Source organism: Mesorhizobium sp. M1348 (assembly GCF_040317925.1).
In the GTDB taxonomy this organism is placed as follows: domain Bacteria; phylum Pseudomonadota; class Alphaproteobacteria; order Rhizobiales; family Rhizobiaceae; genus Mesorhizobium.
On record NZ_JAMYLH010000017.1, the window covers coordinates 54247 to 71296 of the forward strand.

Below are 17050 nucleotides of genomic sequence, written 5' to 3' on the forward strand. Positions count from 1 at the left end.
AAGTTGATGACTTGCCCTCTGAACGGGCCACGCAACATAACCGAGTTCCAGTGCCATGGAGATGTGCATCGGCAACCTGAGCCATCCGGCGCGAGCGACCACGAGTGGGCGGAGTACGTCTGGATGTCTAACAATACGGCGGGCGTCGTGCGTGAGTGGTGGTGTCACACACCGACAAACTTCTGGTTCCTTGCGGAACGGAACACAGTGACCGATGAGATTCTGGCCACATTTCCTGTACCGGCAGATGGACCTCTGGGAGAAGCGTCATGAAAAGCGCGACGCCACGCAAGGGCCTGCTTATCGACGCGTCGAGAAAGCTTAAGTTCACGTTCGACGGGCGGGAGTATGAAGGCCTATCCGGGGATACGATCGCCTCAGCGCTTGCGGCTAACGGCGAATGGATATTGTCGCGGTCATTCAAATATCACCGACCGCGCGGTATCCTGACCATGGCCGCTCAAGACGCGAACACACTTGTCCAACTCGGGAACGAGGTAAGCGTCTTTGCCGATCGTCATCCTATATCAGACGGTCTGACCGTACGTGCCCAAAATGTTGGCAAGTCGGCACGCAGGGACAGCGGGTTCGTCATGAACAGGCTTTCCCGCTTCATGCCGGTCGGCTTTTACTATCGGACCTTCTACAAACCCAAAGGAATTTGGGAAAAAGTGTGGGAGCCCATCATTAGGGCCAAAGCGGGGCTGGGTAAGCTCGACGTCACAAAACCCACCGAAGGGTATTACGACAAGGCCTATGGCTGGTACGATGTGGTCGTCGTCGGTGCGGGGCCTGCTGGTATGGCGGCGGCGATTGCTGCGGCTGATACCGGCGCGTCAGTCTTGCTGTTGGACGAGAATCCACGGATAGGCGGGGCGCTGAACTATGCGCGACTGGCAAGCGAAAGGGACCTAGTCGGCGAGGCGAAGGGTCACGACAACATCGAGATCTGGACCGACGCGATCTGCAATGCGTGGTATGCTGATAACTGGCTGCCGGTACTTCGCGGTAACCGATTACACAAGCTGCGGGCTAAACAGGTCATTTTCGCGACCGGGCTCATAGAGCAGCCGTCACAGTTTCGAAACAATGATTTGCCCGGCATCATGCAGGGCTCGGCGGCTCAACGGCTCATTCGACTGTTCGGTGTGAAGCCTGGTAATCGTGCAGTCATACTCGCTGCCAACGATGACGGATATGGCGTGGCGCTTGACCTTCTTGAGGCCGGCGTCGACCTGGCGGCCATTTGCGATCTCCGAAAGGCCGGCCACCACGGACCATTGCGTTCGGAGCTAACGCAACGAAAGGTCTCGATTCTGGATGGATGGTGCCTCTATGAGGCACGACCGGAAAAGGGGGATTTGCACGTCCGTGGGGTAGAGCTTGCCGAAATTGATGCGGAGGGCACTGCAGGCAAGGGGCGCCGAAAGGTCGATTGTGACCTAGTCTGCATGTCCGTCGGCTATGTTCCCGCCTATCAGCTACCACTGCAGGCGGGTGGCAAGCTCGCTTACGATGATGCGGCCGCGCAGTTCACTATCGATGGGCAGGACAAAGGCGTTCTGCTTGCCGGATCGGTCGACGGATTTTTCGACCTGGACGATTGCATAGCTCATGGCGCGGCACAGGGCTTAGCGGCCGCGATCAATTGCGGCTATCAGAGCAAACGTCGGCCCGCGCTTCCAACTCGGGATCGAGGTTCCCCAAATCATCCTTGCCCGATCTTCCCGCATCCGAAGGGAATGGACTTTGTCGACTTTGACGAAGACCTTCAGGTCAAGGACATCAAGAACGCCATTGCGGACGGGTATCGCGAGCTCGAACTCGTAAAGCGGTTTTCGACCGTCGGCATGGGGCCAAGTCAAGGCCGGCATGCTGCTCTGGCGACTGCAATGCTCGTATCGAAATACACAAATCGGACAATAAATGAGGTGGGCGTCACCACCGCCCGGCCGCCTGTCACAACGGAAAAAATCGCGACTTTGGCGGGTCGAAAGTTCACGCCATTTCGCCAAACACCGATGCATGAACAGCATACCGCTCAAGGAGCAGTATGGCTGCTTGCGGGAAATTGGCTGCGGCCCGCCTACTATGGTCATGAACGCGATGGCAAGAGGCTCATTGCCGAAGAGGTTGTGAACGCAAGAAACAACGTAGGCATGATCGATGTTTCGACTTTGGGCGGGTTAGATGTGCGCGGCCCCGATGCGGCCGAATTTCTAAATCGGATGTACACGTTTGCCTATGTAAAGCTGCCCATTGGCAAGACCCGCTACCTGCTTATGACCAATGAGGCAGGCACGGTCATTGATGACGGTGTCGCGTGTCGGCGCGGCGAAAACTATTTCTACGTCACGGCGACCACGACGGGCGTGGACCGAATATACCGCAACATGCTGTGGTGGAACGCCCAATGGCGCCTCGACGTGGATATCGCGAATGTTACGGCCGCTTACGCGGGGGTTAACCTGGCAGGGCCTAATGCCCGCAAGGTACTTGCAAAACTTAGCGATGACATTGCCTTGTCGCCGCAAGACTTTCCATACTTGGCTTACCGTGAAGGGACGGTAGCGGGCATCCCTGCTCGGGTATTTCGAGTGGGTTTCATCGGCGAGCTTGGCTACGAAATACATGTGCCCTCACGCTTCGCTTCAGAACTCTGGCGGGCCGTCGGGGATGCGGGGCGTGCTGCCGGTATTCGCCCATTTGGCCTGGAAGCCCAAAGGCTCATGCGGCTTGAAAAGGGGCATGTGATTATCGGTCAAGACACTGACGGCATGACCACGCCTGAGGAGCTTGATATGAGCTGGGCAGTCGCTAACTCGAAGCCCTTTTTCATTGGCAAGCGCAGTTTGGAAATCCGGAACAAGACGTTGTCGAGCCGAAAGCTGGTCGGGTTTGTGCTCGACCGGATGCCGACGGCTGGGCTCCAGGAGTCTAATCTGGTTGTGAAGAATGGATCCATCGCAGGGTTCATCACCTCAATCGCTTTTTCCCCGACTTTGGGACGAGTCATCGGTCTGGCCTATGCGGACCGCTCAGACGCCGATCTTGGAAGCCGAATTGTGCTGCGCGCAAGTGACGGGAGCGAGCACCATGCGCAAGTCGCCTCCCCTCATTTTTACGATCCCGAAAACCTGCGGCAGGAGATGTAAGGTGGGCGCTATAGCTAGAAGTCCGTTCGCTCATCGGTTGACCGGCGCGAGCCAGACTGCGCCGAACGGGAATGTTGTAATCCATGACCTGTCGACGCTGCCGCGGATCGGCTTCAAAGGTAACGGGACGGCGGCATGGCTGAGTTCGAAAGTCAGCGCTATCCCGCACGTTCCCAACAAAGCTATCAGCCTGTCCGATGGCTCTCTCATCGCGCGGCTCGGTAAGGAGGAGTACCTAGTCCTGCCCGATCGAGACGCGGTTGGTAGTGTGTGCAGCGACCTGGAGGCAAGCTGGAATGCCGACGACGCCAGCGGTGAGCGCCGAATAGGGTACCCGCTTCCCCGCGCCGACAGCCATAGTTGGCTCTGTCTAGAGGGCAGTTCGATTGCGCAAATGATGGCGAAGATTTGCGGTGTGGATTTGCGCGGCGATCGTTTCCTCCAAGGCGAGGTCGTACAGACGATCGTAGCGCGGATCAGCGCGGTTTTAATCCGCGAAATTACGGCCGGGTCCTACGGCTTGCATATGCTGACTGATTTCGCCTCAGCCGACTATCTATGGGATGTCCTCCAGGATGCTTCCACTGAATTTGGTGGCGGCTTTGCCGGAAATGGGAGGATCTAAAATAGCCACCTATCACTTCAATTCAGACAATGGCGCGCCGGTCTGCGAACAGGTGATGAACGCGCTCGTGAACTGCAACCGAGGCGTCGAGGTGGCCTACGGAGCAGATCAATTCACCGCAACCTTGGCCCAGGCCTATTCGAACTTTTTTGAGCGTGAAACCTTTATTTTTCCGGTGCCTACAGGCACCGCAGGCAACGGTCTCGCGCTCGGCGCCATCACGCCGCCGTATGGCACGATCTTTTGTCACGGGGGTGCCCATATCGTGACGACCGAAGCTGGCGCTCCGGAGTTCTATAGCGGGGGTAGCCGCATGACTTTGCTGAAGGGTGAGCACCATAAGATATCGCCTGCCATGCTCGAGGACAGCCTGCAAAGTCACGGTATCGGCAACGTGCATCATATGGCGGTCAGCGCACTCAGCCTTACCCAAGCCACGGAAGCCGGAGTCGTTTATGAACTGGACGAAATACGAGCGCTGAGTGCGATAGCGCATGAAGCAGGCATGAAAGTCCACCTTGATGGGGCACGCTTGGCGAACGCCATGGTTCATTTGGGCGTAACGCCAGCCGAAATGACCTGGAAGGCCGGGGTGGACATTCTTACCTTTGGCACGATCAAGAATGGAACCATGAATGCCGAAGCAGTGATTACCTTCGATCCTGCAATTGCCAAGGTACTGAGCGTTTTGCACAAACGCGCCGGGCACCTATGCTCAAAGATGCGCTACATGTCCGTGCAGCTCTTGAGCTACCTGGAGGATGATCTATGGCTGCGAAATGCTCTTCAGGCGAACTGGAACGCCGAACAAATAGCTGGTGCCTTAAGGCAGTGCGCAGGTGTTGAGCTGGTTCAGCCAGTGCATATCAATGAAGTGTTCGCCATTCTGCCGCCGAGCCTTCTGCAAGCACTCCGGGACAAGGATATCCATCTAAGGCCGTGGAACTTTCAGGCCAAAGGTCAAGGCGTCCGCATTGTCATGTCCTACTGCGACAGCACAGAGCAAATTCAGCGGTTTGAACAGGCCTGCCGCGAGCACGGACCTTCCCAAGCTTAGAGCCCACCCGGGGTTCACCCTCTGATTGCGCGATGTGATCAACGAGCGGCAACGAGATTTTAGTAGCTCCCAGTTGGAAAGCAGCGCGATGCTCGAATATGGAATGATCGTTGATGCCGCCCGGGTTCTCGAAGGTGTAACACGGGTTACGCCCTTGCTCGAATCCGAACTTCTCAACCGCCGTCTTGGTTTCCGCTTCCTCGTGAAAGCCGAGTGCTTGCAGCGCACCGGATCGTTTAAGATTCGTGGAGCTTACGTCAAGATCGCGTCGCTGAGCAAAAAGGAGCGCGCGGCGGGTGTCGTGGCCTTTTCATCCGGCAACCACGCTCAAGGGGTGGCCGCCGCGGCGGCGGAAATGAATGTCCCATCCACCATAGTCATGCCGCAGGATGCGCCGGCCGTGAAACTGCGCAACACCGCCCAGTACGGGGCCAAGGTGATTACATACGATCGGGTCACGGGCGACAGGGCCAAGATCGCACGAGATGTGGCCGAGCAAACGGGCGCGACTTTGATTGCCCCCTACGATGACTATGTCTTGATGGCGGGGCAGGGAACCGTTGCACTGGAAATCGTCGATCAGCTGGCCAAACTGAAAACGTCCGCGGACGCTCTGGTGTGCCCCGTTGGTGGTGGCGGGCTGATCGCTGGCATCGCCACCGCCATGGCAGAGTTGTCCCCGGCGACCACTATCTGCGCGGCTGAGCCGGAACATTTCGACGATACCAGGCGATCGTTGATAGCAGGCGAGCGCGTTGGAAATGGACCCGGGTACAGCTCGATCTGCGACTCGATCGTAACGCAAATTCCAGGTGAGAAGACCTTTTCGATCAATCAGAAACTTATCTCCCACGGCTACGAAGCGTCGGAAGCTGACGTCATTTTCGCGATGCGATTATTGGCGGATGAGATGAAGATCGTTGCCGAACCCGGTGGAGCAGCTGCGGTTGCCGCGGTCCTGCGGCACCGCGAAATGTGGAGTGGCAAGACTGTCGTTGCAGTGGTATCCGGGGGGAACGTGGATCTGAGCGCCTGGCGCGAATTTCTGAGTTAACCTCCTCGCCGAATCGCAACGTTTGTCGTGGTCGGATGCAAAAGGCCGGCCCGAAAAGCCTCGAGCAACTTTTGCGGGCAACTTCCCGCCTCACGAATTGGCGGGACCTTTCCCGATAACCTGTAAAGGCAACGAATGACCACCTTTATCCTGACGGCAACGTGTCAATCAACGCGAGGAATAGTAGCCGCCATCTCCGGCTTTCTCTGCGAAATGGGCTGCAACATCATCGACAGTTCGCAATTCGACGATCTCAGCACTGGTCGCTTCTTCATGCGCGTCTCCTTCATATCAGAGGACGGGAAAGGAGCCGAAGCGCTTGCCGAGGGGCTAAGGCCGATCGCCGAAAAGTTTCACATGGAAGCAGAGCTTCACATCCAGACGCAAAGGATGAAAGTGCTGTTGATGGTCTCGGCGTTCGGGCACTGCCTCAACGACCTTTTGTACCGTTGGCGGATCGGGGCACTCCCGATCGATATCGTCGGCGTCGTCTCGAACCACTTCGACTACCAGAAGGTAGTGGTAAATCACGATATTCCCTTCCACCACATCAAGGTGACGAAGGAGAACAAACCCCAGGCGGAGGCGCAGCTCATGGACCTTGTCGAGCAGACAGGTACCGAGCTGATTGTTCTCGCCCGCTATATGCAGGTTCTTTCAGACGCAATGTGCCGCAAGATGTCGGGCAGGATCATTAACATCCATCACTCCTTCCTGCCGAGCTTTAAGGGAGCTAATCCCTACAAGCAGGCGTATGAGCGCGGCGTGAAGCTGATCGGTGCCACGGCCCATTATGTGACGCCCGATCTTGATGAAGGGCCAATCATTGAGCAGGATACGGTGCGCATCACGCACGCTCAAAGCGTGGAAGACTACGTCTCAATGGGCCGTGACGTTGAAAGTCAGGTCCTGGCGCGAGCGATTCACGCCCACATCCATCACCGCGTCTTCTTGAACGGCAACCGCACTGTCGTCTTCCCGGCGAGCCCAGGAAGCTACGCATCAGAACGCATGGGTTAAATTTGGCCCCCTGAGGACGCATACTTGTCGTGAGAGGCACCGTCCACCGCCTATTTGCCTTCGATTATTCTTCGCACTGGCTGTGCCTCTTGCTGCGCTTGCAGAGTGCGCCGTTATTGCTGATGCGGCGATGCTGTTCGCCAAGGAGCCGTCCGTTCAGAAATAAACGTGCTCAAGAGGAATGTCGTTCCACATGTTTGCAGGTTGCCCACCTCGAGATCGCCCAGCCCTTCCGGGAATTTTCCAGCACAGTCCAGATGAGCAGGCGTCAAAAGGTCTTGCTTCCAAGACCAATTGTATCGCTATGGTGGGCTTGGACCCGGACGGAAAACAGTTGTCGTTCCTGGAGCATTGTTCGAGCGAACAAATTCGCTCCTTAGATTTCGAACTGTTTCTTGCATCAAAGCGATCTCTTGGGAGGTAACGAAGTGGGGGCGGGCAGTCTTATCCCAAAGAGTGAATTCATCGGACTTGAGAACTTGACCCACCTGGCCGCGGGTGGTGAAACGCCGGTTCTGATCAGCAATGCTGCAGCGGTGACACGATTTATGGTCGACAAGGGTGTTGGCATGCCGGGGCGCGATCGAATGTTTGCGACCGCGACCAGGGCAAGGGAGCGCCTGGCCAGGCTCCTGGCGCTAGATCGCAGGAGATTGCGCTCCTGTGGAACGCAACTGCGGGCCTCCACGCGGTCGCTGTTGGAATAGACTGGCGTCCGGGCGACAACGTGGTCGTCGGTGCAAGTGAATTCGCATCTCTTCTTCACATTTGGCAGGCTGCTGGGATCGAACTGAGGAGAGTTGGGGCCGGCCCTTGCGCCACGTTAGATGAGGTTGCCGATGCGGTGGATTCACATGCGCGAGCGATCGTAGTCAGTCACGTTAGCTACCTTACCGGTGCGCGAAGCGATCTTGCTGCTCTAAGAGAGATTGCCGACAGGTGTGGAGCGCGGCTCGTTGTCGATGCATCGCATTCGCTCGGCGTCGTTCCTGTAGACGGTTCGCTTTGCGACGTCGTTGTTTCCTGTTGCTATAAGTGGCTGCTGGGAACGCATGGGGTCGGAGTGTTCTTCGTAAACTCCAAACGATGGCACCAACTCGAACCAAAGGCAGTCGGTTGGAACTCGGTTATACACGAGGCGGAATGGCGCCAACGGACCAGCTTTCACTTGAAGCCTACAATAGAGAAATTCGAAGGAGGTAACCCCAGCTTTATGAGCATCTACTATCTCGAGAACGCTCTGGCAACGCTCGAGGAAATCGGAATCTCCAGAATTGAATCGCATGTTCTTGAGCTTGGCCGAGCGCTGCTTGACGGGCTTAGTCGTTTGGGCGTTGATCAGCTCACACCTGCGAGACCAGCGGACAGGGCCGGCAATGTATCGATTGCAACGCCCCATTCCGAACAAATGGAGTTGCGCGAGCGCGGAGTTTTGACCTGGGGCGGCGATGGGCGACTGCGGATCTCAGTCCACGCCTACAACGACATGGCAGACGTGGATCGTGTGCTGGAGAAGATAAAAGCGCTTGGACTCTTTCCTAAGTGTCTATCGATTTGAAGTCCGTAAGTCGCATAATTGGCTTTCTGTCATGTGGGGATCGTATCACGCTCGTGCCATGCTCCCTGCGAGCGGAACCCCTGCGGCGTCCGCAGATAATTGGCCCGGAAAATCCGGTTTAGATGCGAGCCGTCGCAAAATCCGCACTCAAGTGCGATCTCGGAAATGGACTTCTCCGTTCTCAGCAAAAGATGGCGTGCGTGATCAAGCCTGATCTGCATGTAGACGGCTTGAGGTGAGCCACGGAGTTCCGACCGAAAGTGGCGTTCAACTTGTCGTTTGCTTATGCCGAGCTTTTCCGCTAAGCGGCCGATAGTGAGCGGGACTTCAAGGTGATGTTGCATCATCAGCACGGCTCGTTTCACAATTTCGTCCCGGACGACGATCTGTAGGCTTCCAGTTGGCTGGGCCGTCTCACCCTTCGCCGCCTCGTTGAACATCATGATCCGCAAGCTCTTGGCGGCCAGGGCTTTACCGAGATGACGGTCGACGAGGAAGGCGGCGAGATGGGCAGCGCTCGCGCCGCCGGAACAGGTAAGCCGGTCTCGATCGACTACGAAAATCTGATCAGAAACAGCCTGAAGCCCTTCGAAGTGCCTGAGGAAATCTGAACCGTGGAACCAACTGACACAACACTTGTAGCCACCCATTAGGCCGGCGCGGTGCAAAACGAACGAGCCCGTACACAGCCCTACGAGTGGTATGCCTGCCTCGGCAGCTTGTCGAAGATGGTCATCGAACCGCTCGTCGACCAGGAGGCTTTCCTCTTCGAGAACCCCGCCGACAACCACTAGGTAATCGAAGCGGCGAAGGTCTCCGATCCGTTCATGCGGAGAGATTGCAACGCCGCAGCTGGACAGGATTGGCGACATGTCAGGCGAGATAATCCGCCACTGGCAGCGGATCGGGCGGCTGCGGTCCCCTTCGTCGGCGGCTAGACGCAGCACGTCAACGAAATTGGCAAACGCCCCTAGGGTAAACCGATGGAACAAGAGAAAACCGACGGAAAGCGGGGCCACTGCTCGGTCTACCTTTTGTGCCAGCTTGGCCGATGAAACGGGGCCTTGTCGCAAATCTACTGTCATGGCGACGCAAACGTCCTTTCGCGGATTTTCCCCGTCGCTCAAATGGGGCGCGAGCCGGTTATCCCGTGTCGCTGAGAGAACACGGCGGAGAGTCTGACATGGTCCACCACTGGTCCCGCGACGCTTGGGCGTCCGTACCTGCCAATGAGCCAGTTACCGTAGCCCTTTACTTGGCGCACGGGTTCGAACTCCTTTCTCTGTCGTCCGCCCTGGACGTCTTTCGCCTCGCCAACAAAGCGGCTGGACGGGAAGTCTTTCGTTGGCGTACGGTTTCGCACCTGGGCCAAGCCGTGCGGGCCAGCTGCGGTCTTGTTGTCGCAGCCGACGCAGACCTGGCCCAAGAACGCAGATATCTGCTGCAGCCTGAACGACCTGCACTGGCTCTCGTCTGCGGCGATGAGCCTGATGAAGGTCGTGAAACCAAGCTGTTGAGCGCATGGTTGCGCGAATGCAGGCTGCGCCGCATTGACACGGGCGCATTCGGAAGCGGTGTCGCTGCTTTGGCGAAAGCCGGTCTGCTCAATGACCGCAAGTGCGCCGTCCATTGGGAGGCATTGCCGGCCTTCAACGAGCGGTTTATGCGCGTAGAGGCGGCGGCGACCGTCTACGAAGTCGACAACAGCGTCTGGAGCTGCGCCGGCGGCACGGCAGCATTCGATATGATGGTCGAGCTTGTAAAACTTCATTGCGGAGAGCCTGTCGCGGTCAATGTTGGGGAGCTCGCCGTGGCTGGACGTGTCCGCACAGGCGATGAACGTCAGCGGCTGCCTTTGCTGCGCCAGCATGGCAGGCTCAATCCCACTGTCGTGAAACTCATCGAGTTGATGCAGAGAAACCTGGCTACACCGCTCACAATGGCTGACCTCGCGGCGGCCGCGGGACTGTCGCGGCGCCAAATTGAACGCCTGTTCCGCAATGATCTCGGCCGTTCGCCCTGCCGCTACTTCCGGGAATTGCGGTTGGAACACGCGAAACTCCTGCTCGCCCAGTCGGCGATGCCAGTCCTTGAAATTGCTGTGTCCTGCGGCTTCGTATCCGCCTCCCACTTTTCGAGGTGTTTCCGCGAAGCGCATCAGATGGCGCCTCATGAAGCCCGGAATTTGCCGACTGGGAGGTTTCTCGGCGTGTCAACGCCAAGACCGGCCAGCGGTGACACACCCTCAGACACCTGCTCCTCTCCAACGCTTGCTTAGCGTGATTGCTGGTGGCCTCAATAGCCGTCTGCCCGGTCGAACAACGGAAAGACATCAAGCCCGCGCTCAAGACGGCGCACATTGTTGGCGATTACAGTTGCTGCGCTCGCCGCGAATGTTGCGCCAGACATATGCGGCGTTACGAAGACCTGGGGGTGGGACCAGAAGCGATGTTCAGCACGAAGCGGTTCTTGGGCGAATGCGTCCAATGCGGCGCCGGCGAGATGACCGCTGTCGAGAACATCCAACAAGGACTCGTCATGGACGACCGCGCCGCGGCTGATGTTGATAAAAAAGCTGCCCGGCGGCATGGCCGAGAATATCTTGCCGTCCAGGAAGTGTCGCGTCTGGGGGGAAAGGGGCAGGGCGTTGATAACCACGTCGTTGCGGCTCAAGAACTCGGGAAGGGAATCTGCTCCGGAATAGCACGCGATTCCTTCGATCTGTCGCGCAGTGCGGTCCCAACCGCTCACCGCGTAGCCGAAATCGCGGATGCGGCTTGCGACTTCCGTGCCGATGCGGCCCAAGCCTAATACACCAGCGCGAAACTCTCTCGTAGGGACGATCTGTTTGCGGTGCCAGATCCGGTCCTTCTGCTGGGAACGGTAGTCCGCGTAACGCCGGTGGAAGGTGAGCACCCAGTACAGGGCATGGGCAGCCATGTCGCGCGCGACGGCTGGGTCAGCGAGCAGGATCACCGGAACGTCGGGCAAGCTTGCATCTGCAACGAAATGCTCGGCACCGGCCCCGAGCGAGAAGATTGCCTTGAGATTCGGATAGCGATTGAGATCGCCGGCAGGGTGGTTCCAGACCATCGCATAGACGACTTCTTTGGGGTCGATGGGTTCACCGAACACTTTCACGAGCAATTCAGGAAGCTCGCGGCTGATTTCTCTTCGCCAGCTTTCATTGTCGTAGCCATGGTTGTTCAACAAGATAGTCATCGGTTCGGCCATCACAGTTGGAGGAGAATCGGCTCGCACGGAAAGGACGGCTGGCCGTTGGACCTCCGTGCAAACTTCTGCAGACGAATGAACGCTGGAAGCCCGGCCGGTGTCTGCCGGGGTTCAAGCTGTCAGATTAGTAGCGATACGAAGGATCGACCCGGTCGCACTGGCGCAACAGGGCTGGCCATTCATACTTGCCGAGCGGAAAATCGTCGTACTGACGATGCGCCAGACGCCAGATGTCTTCACGGCTCTTATCCAGCCTGAGGCCCGTGGAATACGCATCGATCAACACCCGGCACGCACGGACCGTGTAATATAGGTTCATGAAGGCTTCGCCCGCATTAGCACCGACCGCGAGAAACCCGTGGTTCTTCATGATCAGGCATTTCTTGCCTTCGATGTTCTTGGCAAGACGATCCCGCTCCTCAAGGGTCAGCGACAGGCCTTCCCAGTCGTGGTAGCCGATGTCGCCCCACAGCATTGAGCCGTCCTGCGTCAGGAATTCCAGGCCATCCTGTAATGCTGTGATGGCCAGGCCTGCGGGCGCGTGGCTGTGGAAGACCACTTTCATGTCATGATGGGTGTTGTGGATCGCTGAATGGATGACGAAACCCGCAGTATTTACGTCCGGCGGGCCATAAAGAACCTTTCCCTGCTCGTCGACCTTGATCAGGTTCGACGCCGTGACCTCATTATAAAGCAGGCCGAAGCGGTTTAGGAGGAACTGGTGATCGGTACCCGGAACCCGCATCGTGATGTGGTTCCAGATCAGATCGTCGTATCCGTACATGTTGGCAAGGCGATAGAGCGCGGCAAGGTCGACGCGCGCTTCCCATTCTTCCTTGGAGATGTTGGCGTGGCCGCCCTGGACGCTGAAGTCCTCGGCTTTCATCTCGTATGCCATTGGTAATCCTTTCGCTAATGCGTTGTCAGGTGGAACGAAGGAAAGTGCCGTTTTGCTCTTCCAGGAGTTTCACGGCCATCAGATGGTTTTGATCGAAACCATATTTGTCGACGGCTTTTTTGTAGACCCCCTCGACTTGCTCACACATCGGCAGCGTGGCGCCGACAGATGCTGCCAGCTCTAGGGTCAAAGCCATATCTTTGTGCGCAAGCCCGAGTGCAAATCCCGGGTCATAGCTGCCGTCCAGAATCGCCGGGCCGTAGCGATTGGCGACGTAGCTCGCTCCGGTGCTGCCCTGGATGATCCCCAGCATGGTATCGGCGGGAACCCCACCTTTGACCCCGAGCATGAGGGCCTCGCTGAGGGCCACGGAGTTGAGGTAGCAAAGCACGACCTGAGCAATCTTGGCGACGTAGCCGGCTCCATGAGGCCCTAGGTGCATGACCCGGTTGCCGATCTTGTCCAGGACCGGCTTGCAGCGGGCAAAGACTCGGGCGTCTCCTCCGACCATGATCATCAGCGTCCCGGCGGCGGCGCCTTCAATCCCGCCGGAGACCGGAGCATCAAGGAAATCGACCCCGCGAGCCTCGGCGGCCGCGCGGATGCGGCGCTCGCATTCGAGGTTGTTCGTTGAGAGGTCGATCCACAACGCACCTTTTGGCAATGCCGCGACAATGCCTTTCTCGCCGAGCGCCACAGCCTCGATGATCTTCGGGTTTGGCAGGGAGGTGAACACGATGTTGGCACCGGAGGCGGCCTCGGACGCTGTCGTAGCCGTTGCGATCGCCTGGTTGCCGGCTGTGACTCCTGTCGATCGGACGGCATCGACCTTGTTGGAATCGAGGTCGAAAAGCGCGAGCTCGTAACCGGCACGCGCCAAGTTGCTCGCCATAGGCCCGCCCATATTGCCCAACCCGATAAATGCAATCCGCATAAATGTCTCCGTTCAGGGGCAGCCGGCGCTTAACATCCGAAGAGCCCGCCCGAATTTGGCATATCTCCAGCTGGCCCAGTCATCACTGGGTCCCGCATTCCACTCTTTCTCACCCGCATTGACGTGGCAAACGAATATAATTATCGAGTCATATCGAAGAATTCGATTTAAGGACGACTTTGCGGTGAACATTGAGCACATTCGGGCATTCTTGGAGGTTGGCAGCACCGGCAGCTTCCAACATGCCGCCGACCAGTTGAACGTCACGCAGTCGACCATCAGCGCTCGGATCAAGTCCCTCGAGCGCCGGCTGAACCGCCAACTGTTTCACCGTAAGCGCAACGGAGTGGCCCTGACGACGGGCGGGCATCAGTTCCACTCCAGCGCCATCAACATCGTCCGGGCCTGGGAGCGCGGCCAGCAAGTCGCAACTCTGCCGGAAGGCCTGAATGCCTTCGTCACGCTGGGAGTCGAGGACAATCATTGGCCCCGCGTGGTGCCCGGCTGGCTGCAGCGTATGGCCACGGCCTTGCCGGATGGAGTCGCGAGCGCCATCGCCGAGCGCTCGGATACGCTTATGGAGAAACTCCGAGCCGGACTGCTCGACATTGCCGTGCTTTACGATCCGCGCCATTGCGCGGAGGCGCGCATCGAACCGCTCGTCAGCGAAGAACTCGTGATGGTTTCGACAAAACCGCGCGCGGTGGAGAGTGGGGTTGTACCGGGTTATGTTTTCGTAGATTGGGGGGATACATTCCGGGCGCAGCACAGCATGCATTTTCCGGGCGTCTTCAGCCACAAACTCACGATCCGCAGCGCCGCGGTGGCCATGGATCACATCTTGGCCAGCGGTGGTTCGGGTTATTTCCTGGCCGAGTCCGTGGCACCGCACGTCAACTCCGGCCGCCTGCATGTGGTCGAGGGGGCGCCGCGCTTTCAACGAACAGTCTTCGTAGCCGTTCGTATTGACGTCATTGCGCCGGAATTTATCGAAACCGCTGTGAAGGCCTTGCGCGAGGCGATCGCCTGAAGCTCCAACCAGCACAAAGAAATCCCATGAAAATCACCGCGTTGAAGACCCGACTGACGGATGTGCCATTTGCGAAGCCGATTACCACAGCCATTCACAATATGCGTTCGGTCGGCTGCCTGCTTGTCTATCTGGAAACAGATGTCGGGCTCGTAGGCCAGAGTTATATTTTCACGCTGAACGCAGTCCGACTCAAAGCCTTCGACGAGATGGTCCGCGGCTTTTCGCATCGCATTGTGGGCCAGGATCCCCACTATGTGACGGCGATCAATTCAACCATCTGGTCTGAAATCAATCCAACTGGCTATGCCGGCGTCACGATCTCGGCGCTTTCCGCGCTCGACACGGCCTGTTGGGATCTGGTCGGCAAAAGCACGGACCGGCCACTGCATCACCTTTTCGGGGCGTGCCGGGATCGCATCCGCACATACGCGAGCGGCGGCCTTTGGCTTTCCCAAAGCATTGACGAAATGGTTGAGGAGGCGGCGACCTTTCTAAACCAGGGCTTCCGGGCGATGAAGGTGCGCGTCGGTAATACAGACCCGCGAATGGATTTCGAGCGCGTCAAGGCAGTCCGAGAGGCCGTCGGACCTTCTATCGAAATCCTGACGGACGCCAACCAGGCGCTTACGCCAAAGCAGGCGATCCGTCTTGGCAGGATGCTTGAGGAGCTCGACATCGGCTGGCTCGAGGAGCCGGTATCTGTCCATGACCTCGTGGGCCAAGCCGAAGTTCGCAATGCGCTCGACATGGCGATTGCTTCGGGTGAGACGGAGTGGACACGCTTCGGCATCCGCAACACGATCGACGCGCGCGCGGCCGATGTGTTGATGCCGGACCTCCAGAGGATTGGGGGGCTTACCGAAATGCGCCGGGTGGCGGCCTTGGCGGAAGCGTACTGCCTGCCGATTTCGACCCACATTTTCACCGAGCACAGCCTGTGCATTGCCGGATCTGCCGCCAATTGCATCTCCGTGGAACACATGCCGTGGTATGGCCCGCTGTTCCGTGAAGAGATGGAGATCGTGGACGGCGACATCATCATACCCACCCGTCCGGGCACTGGTTTTACCTTTGACGAGGCTGCTGTAACGCGCTTGGCCATGGACTGACGAGCCGCCCTGACATCGAAGAAGTCGATGTCAGGGTCGAATTATATTCGTTAGTTAAATGCTCGGTATTCCTCTAATTCCTAACATGGGGAACCGTCCCGGTAGCTCCGACTGCCGGGGACATCGCCTGGAATGGAACACCAACAGGAGAAAACAATGCTCTCACACACGCTTAAACTCACTGCCGCAGCCTTTATCGCTACCATCGCCGCGACCGCGGTTGAAGCGAAATGCGGCGATGTCACCATCACGGAAATGAACTGGGCCTCGGGCTCGATCGTCACGGCCGTCTCCAAGTTCCTGATGGAGCAGGGCTACGGCTGCAAGGTCACGGTTGTTCCTTCGGCTACCGCTACTGCGGTCACATCGGTTGCAGAGACCGGCCGTCCCGATATCGTCACCGAACTCTGGCTCAACGGCGCGCCAGCTTATCCAGCATTGGTGGCCGCTGGCAAAGTTAAGACGTTGGGCCATGTCCTGACCCCCGGCGGCATTGACGCATGGTGGGTCCCACAATACCTGGTTGACGAACATCCGGAACTTGCGAAGATCGACGGCATCCTGGCCCATCCCGAGTGGGTCGGCGGAAAGTTCCATAATTGCCCCGAAGGCTGGGGTTGTAAGATCACAAACGATCATTTGGCTGAGGCTTTCGATCTGAAGGGCCACGGCATCGACGTTTTCAATCACGGCTCCGGAGAGACGCTAGCAGCGGCGATCGCCGCGGCCAACGAGAACAAGCAGCCTTGGTTCGGTTACTACTGGGGTCCAACATCCGTTCTGGGCAAGTACAAGATGGTCAAGGTCGACATTGGCCCGTATGTCCCAGAGATCCACGCCTGCAACGCGGTGGAAACGTGCAAGACACCCGGTAAGTCGGCCTATCCGCCGGCAGAGGTGGTGACGGCAGCGACAACGGATTTCGAGAAGCGGGAGCCCGAGATTGAAGCGCTCATGTCCAAGGTGACCTTCACAAACGAGCAGATGAGCGAGACGCTGGCCTGGCAGGATAGCAAGAAGGCTTCGGCTGACGAATCGGCGGTCCACTTCCTGACGACCTACAAGACGGTGTGGGCGAACTGGCTCAGCCCCGAAGCCAAGGAAAAGCTCGCGGCAGTCCTGAAGTGAGATCAACAGGCGCGCTCACCGGGCCCACCGCCCACGGGATGTGTGAGCCTAGTGGTTAACTTGGCAAAATGCTTGGCGGTACCTCAGGCACATCGACAAGCACCTCTCGGTCAATTCTGGTGGCCGCGCCCCGACGGGCGTGGCTGCCGGATTGCAGCGATTTAAGGCTCGACATGTCAGCTTACGAAAAAGCTTTTGACTCGCTGGGACTGCGGTCCTGGTGCGACGCCGGCGCCATTGGCGGT

The 17050-nt window shown here is 58.1% G+C and carries 15 protein-coding genes; 11 read left to right on the top strand and 4 right to left on the bottom strand.

Annotated elements, in window-relative coordinates; translation table 11 throughout:
* Positions 1-6 precede the first annotated feature (6 nt).
* The 7 genes from NKH13_RS24165 (at position 7) to NKH13_RS24195 (ending at position 8469) form a co-directional block, all read left to right on the top strand.
* Positions 7-273 (top strand): sarcosine oxidase subunit delta, encoded by a 267-nt coding sequence (locus NKH13_RS24165; protein WP_352914965.1) that lies wholly within the window; start codon positions 7-9, stop codon positions 271-273.
* Positions 270-3155, top strand: a complete 2886-nt coding sequence (locus NKH13_RS24170; protein WP_352914839.1) for a 2Fe-2S iron-sulfur cluster-binding protein — start codon at positions 270-272, stop codon at positions 3153-3155. Before NKH13_RS24165 ends, NKH13_RS24170 begins: the two co-directional genes overlap by 4 nt.
* Position 3156: 1 nt before the next feature.
* Positions 3157-3780: a sarcosine oxidase subunit gamma family protein gene (locus NKH13_RS24175; protein WP_352914842.1), complete on the top strand. Its 624-nt coding sequence runs from the start codon at positions 3157-3159 to the stop codon at positions 3778-3780.
* Entirely contained in the window at positions 3731-4837 is a 1107-nt protein-coding gene (locus tag NKH13_RS24180) for a threonine aldolase family protein (RefSeq protein WP_352914845.1), read from the top strand. Before NKH13_RS24175 ends, NKH13_RS24180 begins: the two co-directional genes overlap by 50 nt.
* Before the next feature lie 88 nt (positions 4838-4925).
* Entirely contained in the window at positions 4926-5891 is a 966-nt protein-coding gene (locus NKH13_RS24185) for a threonine/serine dehydratase family protein (RefSeq protein ID WP_502914582.1), read from the top strand.
* Between the two features lie 135 nt (positions 5892-6026).
* Positions 6027-6911 carry a formyltetrahydrofolate deformylase gene (purU, locus tag NKH13_RS24190; protein WP_352914848.1) on the top strand — a complete coding sequence of 295 codons (885 nt, stop codon included), beginning with the start codon at positions 6027-6029 and terminating at the stop codon, positions 6909-6911.
* 544 nt (positions 6912-7455) lie between these two features.
* Positions 7456-8469, top strand: a complete 1014-nt coding sequence (locus NKH13_RS24195; protein ID WP_352914968.1) for an aminotransferase class V-fold PLP-dependent enzyme — start codon at positions 7456-7458, stop codon at positions 8467-8469.
* Positions 8470-8498: 29 nt separating this feature from the next.
* Here NKH13_RS24195 and NKH13_RS24200 read toward each other — a convergent pair whose 3' ends face one another.
* Entirely contained in the window at positions 8499-9554 is a 1056-nt protein-coding gene (locus NKH13_RS24200; protein WP_352914851.1) for a GlxA family transcriptional regulator, read from the bottom strand.
* Positions 9555-9652: 98 nt separating this feature from the next.
* Between NKH13_RS24200 and NKH13_RS24205 the strand changes: the two genes are divergently transcribed.
* Positions 9653-10747, top strand: a complete 1095-nt coding sequence (locus tag NKH13_RS24205; RefSeq protein WP_352914854.1) for a GlxA family transcriptional regulator — start codon at positions 9653-9655, stop codon at positions 10745-10747.
* 17 nt (positions 10748-10764) lie between these two features.
* Here the strand turns inward: NKH13_RS24205 and NKH13_RS24210 are convergent, their stop codons facing one another.
* The 3 genes from NKH13_RS24210 to NKH13_RS24220 all read right to left on the bottom strand — a co-directional run bounded on the left by NKH13_RS24210 (position 10765) and on the right by NKH13_RS24220 (position 13535).
* On the bottom strand, positions 10765-11691 hold the full coding sequence (locus NKH13_RS24210; RefSeq protein WP_352914856.1) for a 2-hydroxyacid dehydrogenase: 927 nt from the start codon (positions 11689-11691) through the stop codon (positions 10765-10767).
* A 136-nt stretch (positions 11692-11827) separates the two neighbouring features.
* Entirely contained in the window at positions 11828-12601 is a 774-nt protein-coding gene (locus NKH13_RS24215; RefSeq protein ID WP_352914859.1) for a class II aldolase/adducin family protein, read from the bottom strand.
* A 25-nt stretch (positions 12602-12626) separates the two neighbouring features.
* Positions 12627-13535 (bottom strand): NAD(P)-dependent oxidoreductase, encoded by a 909-nt coding sequence (locus NKH13_RS24220; protein ID WP_352914861.1) that lies wholly within the window; start codon positions 13533-13535, stop codon positions 12627-12629.
* Between the two features lie 184 nt (positions 13536-13719).
* On the opposite strand from NKH13_RS24220, the gene NKH13_RS24225 reads away from it, so the two are divergent.
* From NKH13_RS24225 to NKH13_RS24235, 3 genes are all read left to right on the top strand, one after another.
* The gene (locus NKH13_RS24225) at positions 13720-14565 is read left to right on the top strand and encodes a LysR family transcriptional regulator (protein WP_352914863.1); all 846 of its coding nucleotides are present in this window, start codon (positions 13720-13722) and stop codon (positions 14563-14565) included.
* Positions 14566-14591: 26 nt separating this feature from the next.
* Complete coding sequence (locus NKH13_RS24230) at positions 14592-15677, top strand: mandelate racemase/muconate lactonizing enzyme family protein (protein WP_352914864.1); 1086 nt, start codon at positions 14592-14594, stop codon at positions 15675-15677.
* 156 nt (positions 15678-15833) lie between these two features.
* Positions 15834-16805 (top strand): ABC transporter substrate-binding protein, encoded by a 972-nt coding sequence (locus tag NKH13_RS24235; protein WP_352914866.1) that lies wholly within the window; start codon positions 15834-15836, stop codon positions 16803-16805.
* The last annotated feature ends 245 nt before the right edge of the window (positions 16806-17050 follow it).

Excerpts from the sequence above, each read along its gene's own strand:
- NKH13_RS24215 (WP_352914859.1), bottom strand. The coding sequence starts at position 12,601 with ATGGCATACGAGATGAAAGCCGAGGACTTCAGCGTCCAGGGCGGCCAC.
- NKH13_RS24185 (WP_502914582.1), top strand. The coding sequence starts at position 4,926 with ATGCTCGAATATGGAATGATCGTTGATGCCGCCCGGGTTCTCGAAGGT.
- NKH13_RS24220 (WP_352914861.1), bottom strand. The coding sequence starts at position 13,535 with ATGCGGATTGCATTTATCGGGTTGGGCAATATGGGCGGGCCTATGGCG.
- NKH13_RS24180 (WP_352914845.1), top strand. The coding sequence starts at position 3,731 with ATGCTTCCACTGAATTTGGTGGCGGCTTTGCCGGAAATGGGAGGATCT.
- purU (WP_352914848.1), top strand. The coding sequence starts at position 6,027 with ATGACCACCTTTATCCTGACGGCAACGTGTCAATCAACGCGAGGAATA.
- NKH13_RS24235 (WP_352914866.1), top strand. The coding sequence starts at position 15,834 with ATGCTCTCACACACGCTTAAACTCACTGCCGCAGCCTTTATCGCTACC.
- NKH13_RS24200 (WP_352914851.1), bottom strand. The coding sequence starts at position 9,554 with ATGACAGTAGATTTGCGACAAGGCCCCGTTTCATCGGCCAAGCTGGCA.
- NKH13_RS24170 (WP_352914839.1), top strand. The coding sequence starts at position 270 with ATGAAAAGCGCGACGCCACGCAAGGGCCTGCTTATCGACGCGTCGAGA.
- NKH13_RS24165 (WP_352914965.1), top strand. The coding sequence starts at position 7 with ATGACTTGCCCTCTGAACGGGCCACGCAACATAACCGAGTTCCAGTGC.
- NKH13_RS24210 (WP_352914856.1), bottom strand. The coding sequence starts at position 11,691 with ATGACTATCTTGTTGAACAACCATGGCTACGACAATGAAAGCTGGCGA.
- NKH13_RS24205 (WP_352914854.1), top strand. The coding sequence starts at position 9,653 with ATGGTCCACCACTGGTCCCGCGACGCTTGGGCGTCCGTACCTGCCAAT.
- NKH13_RS24230 (WP_352914864.1), top strand. The coding sequence starts at position 14,592 with ATGAAAATCACCGCGTTGAAGACCCGACTGACGGATGTGCCATTTGCG.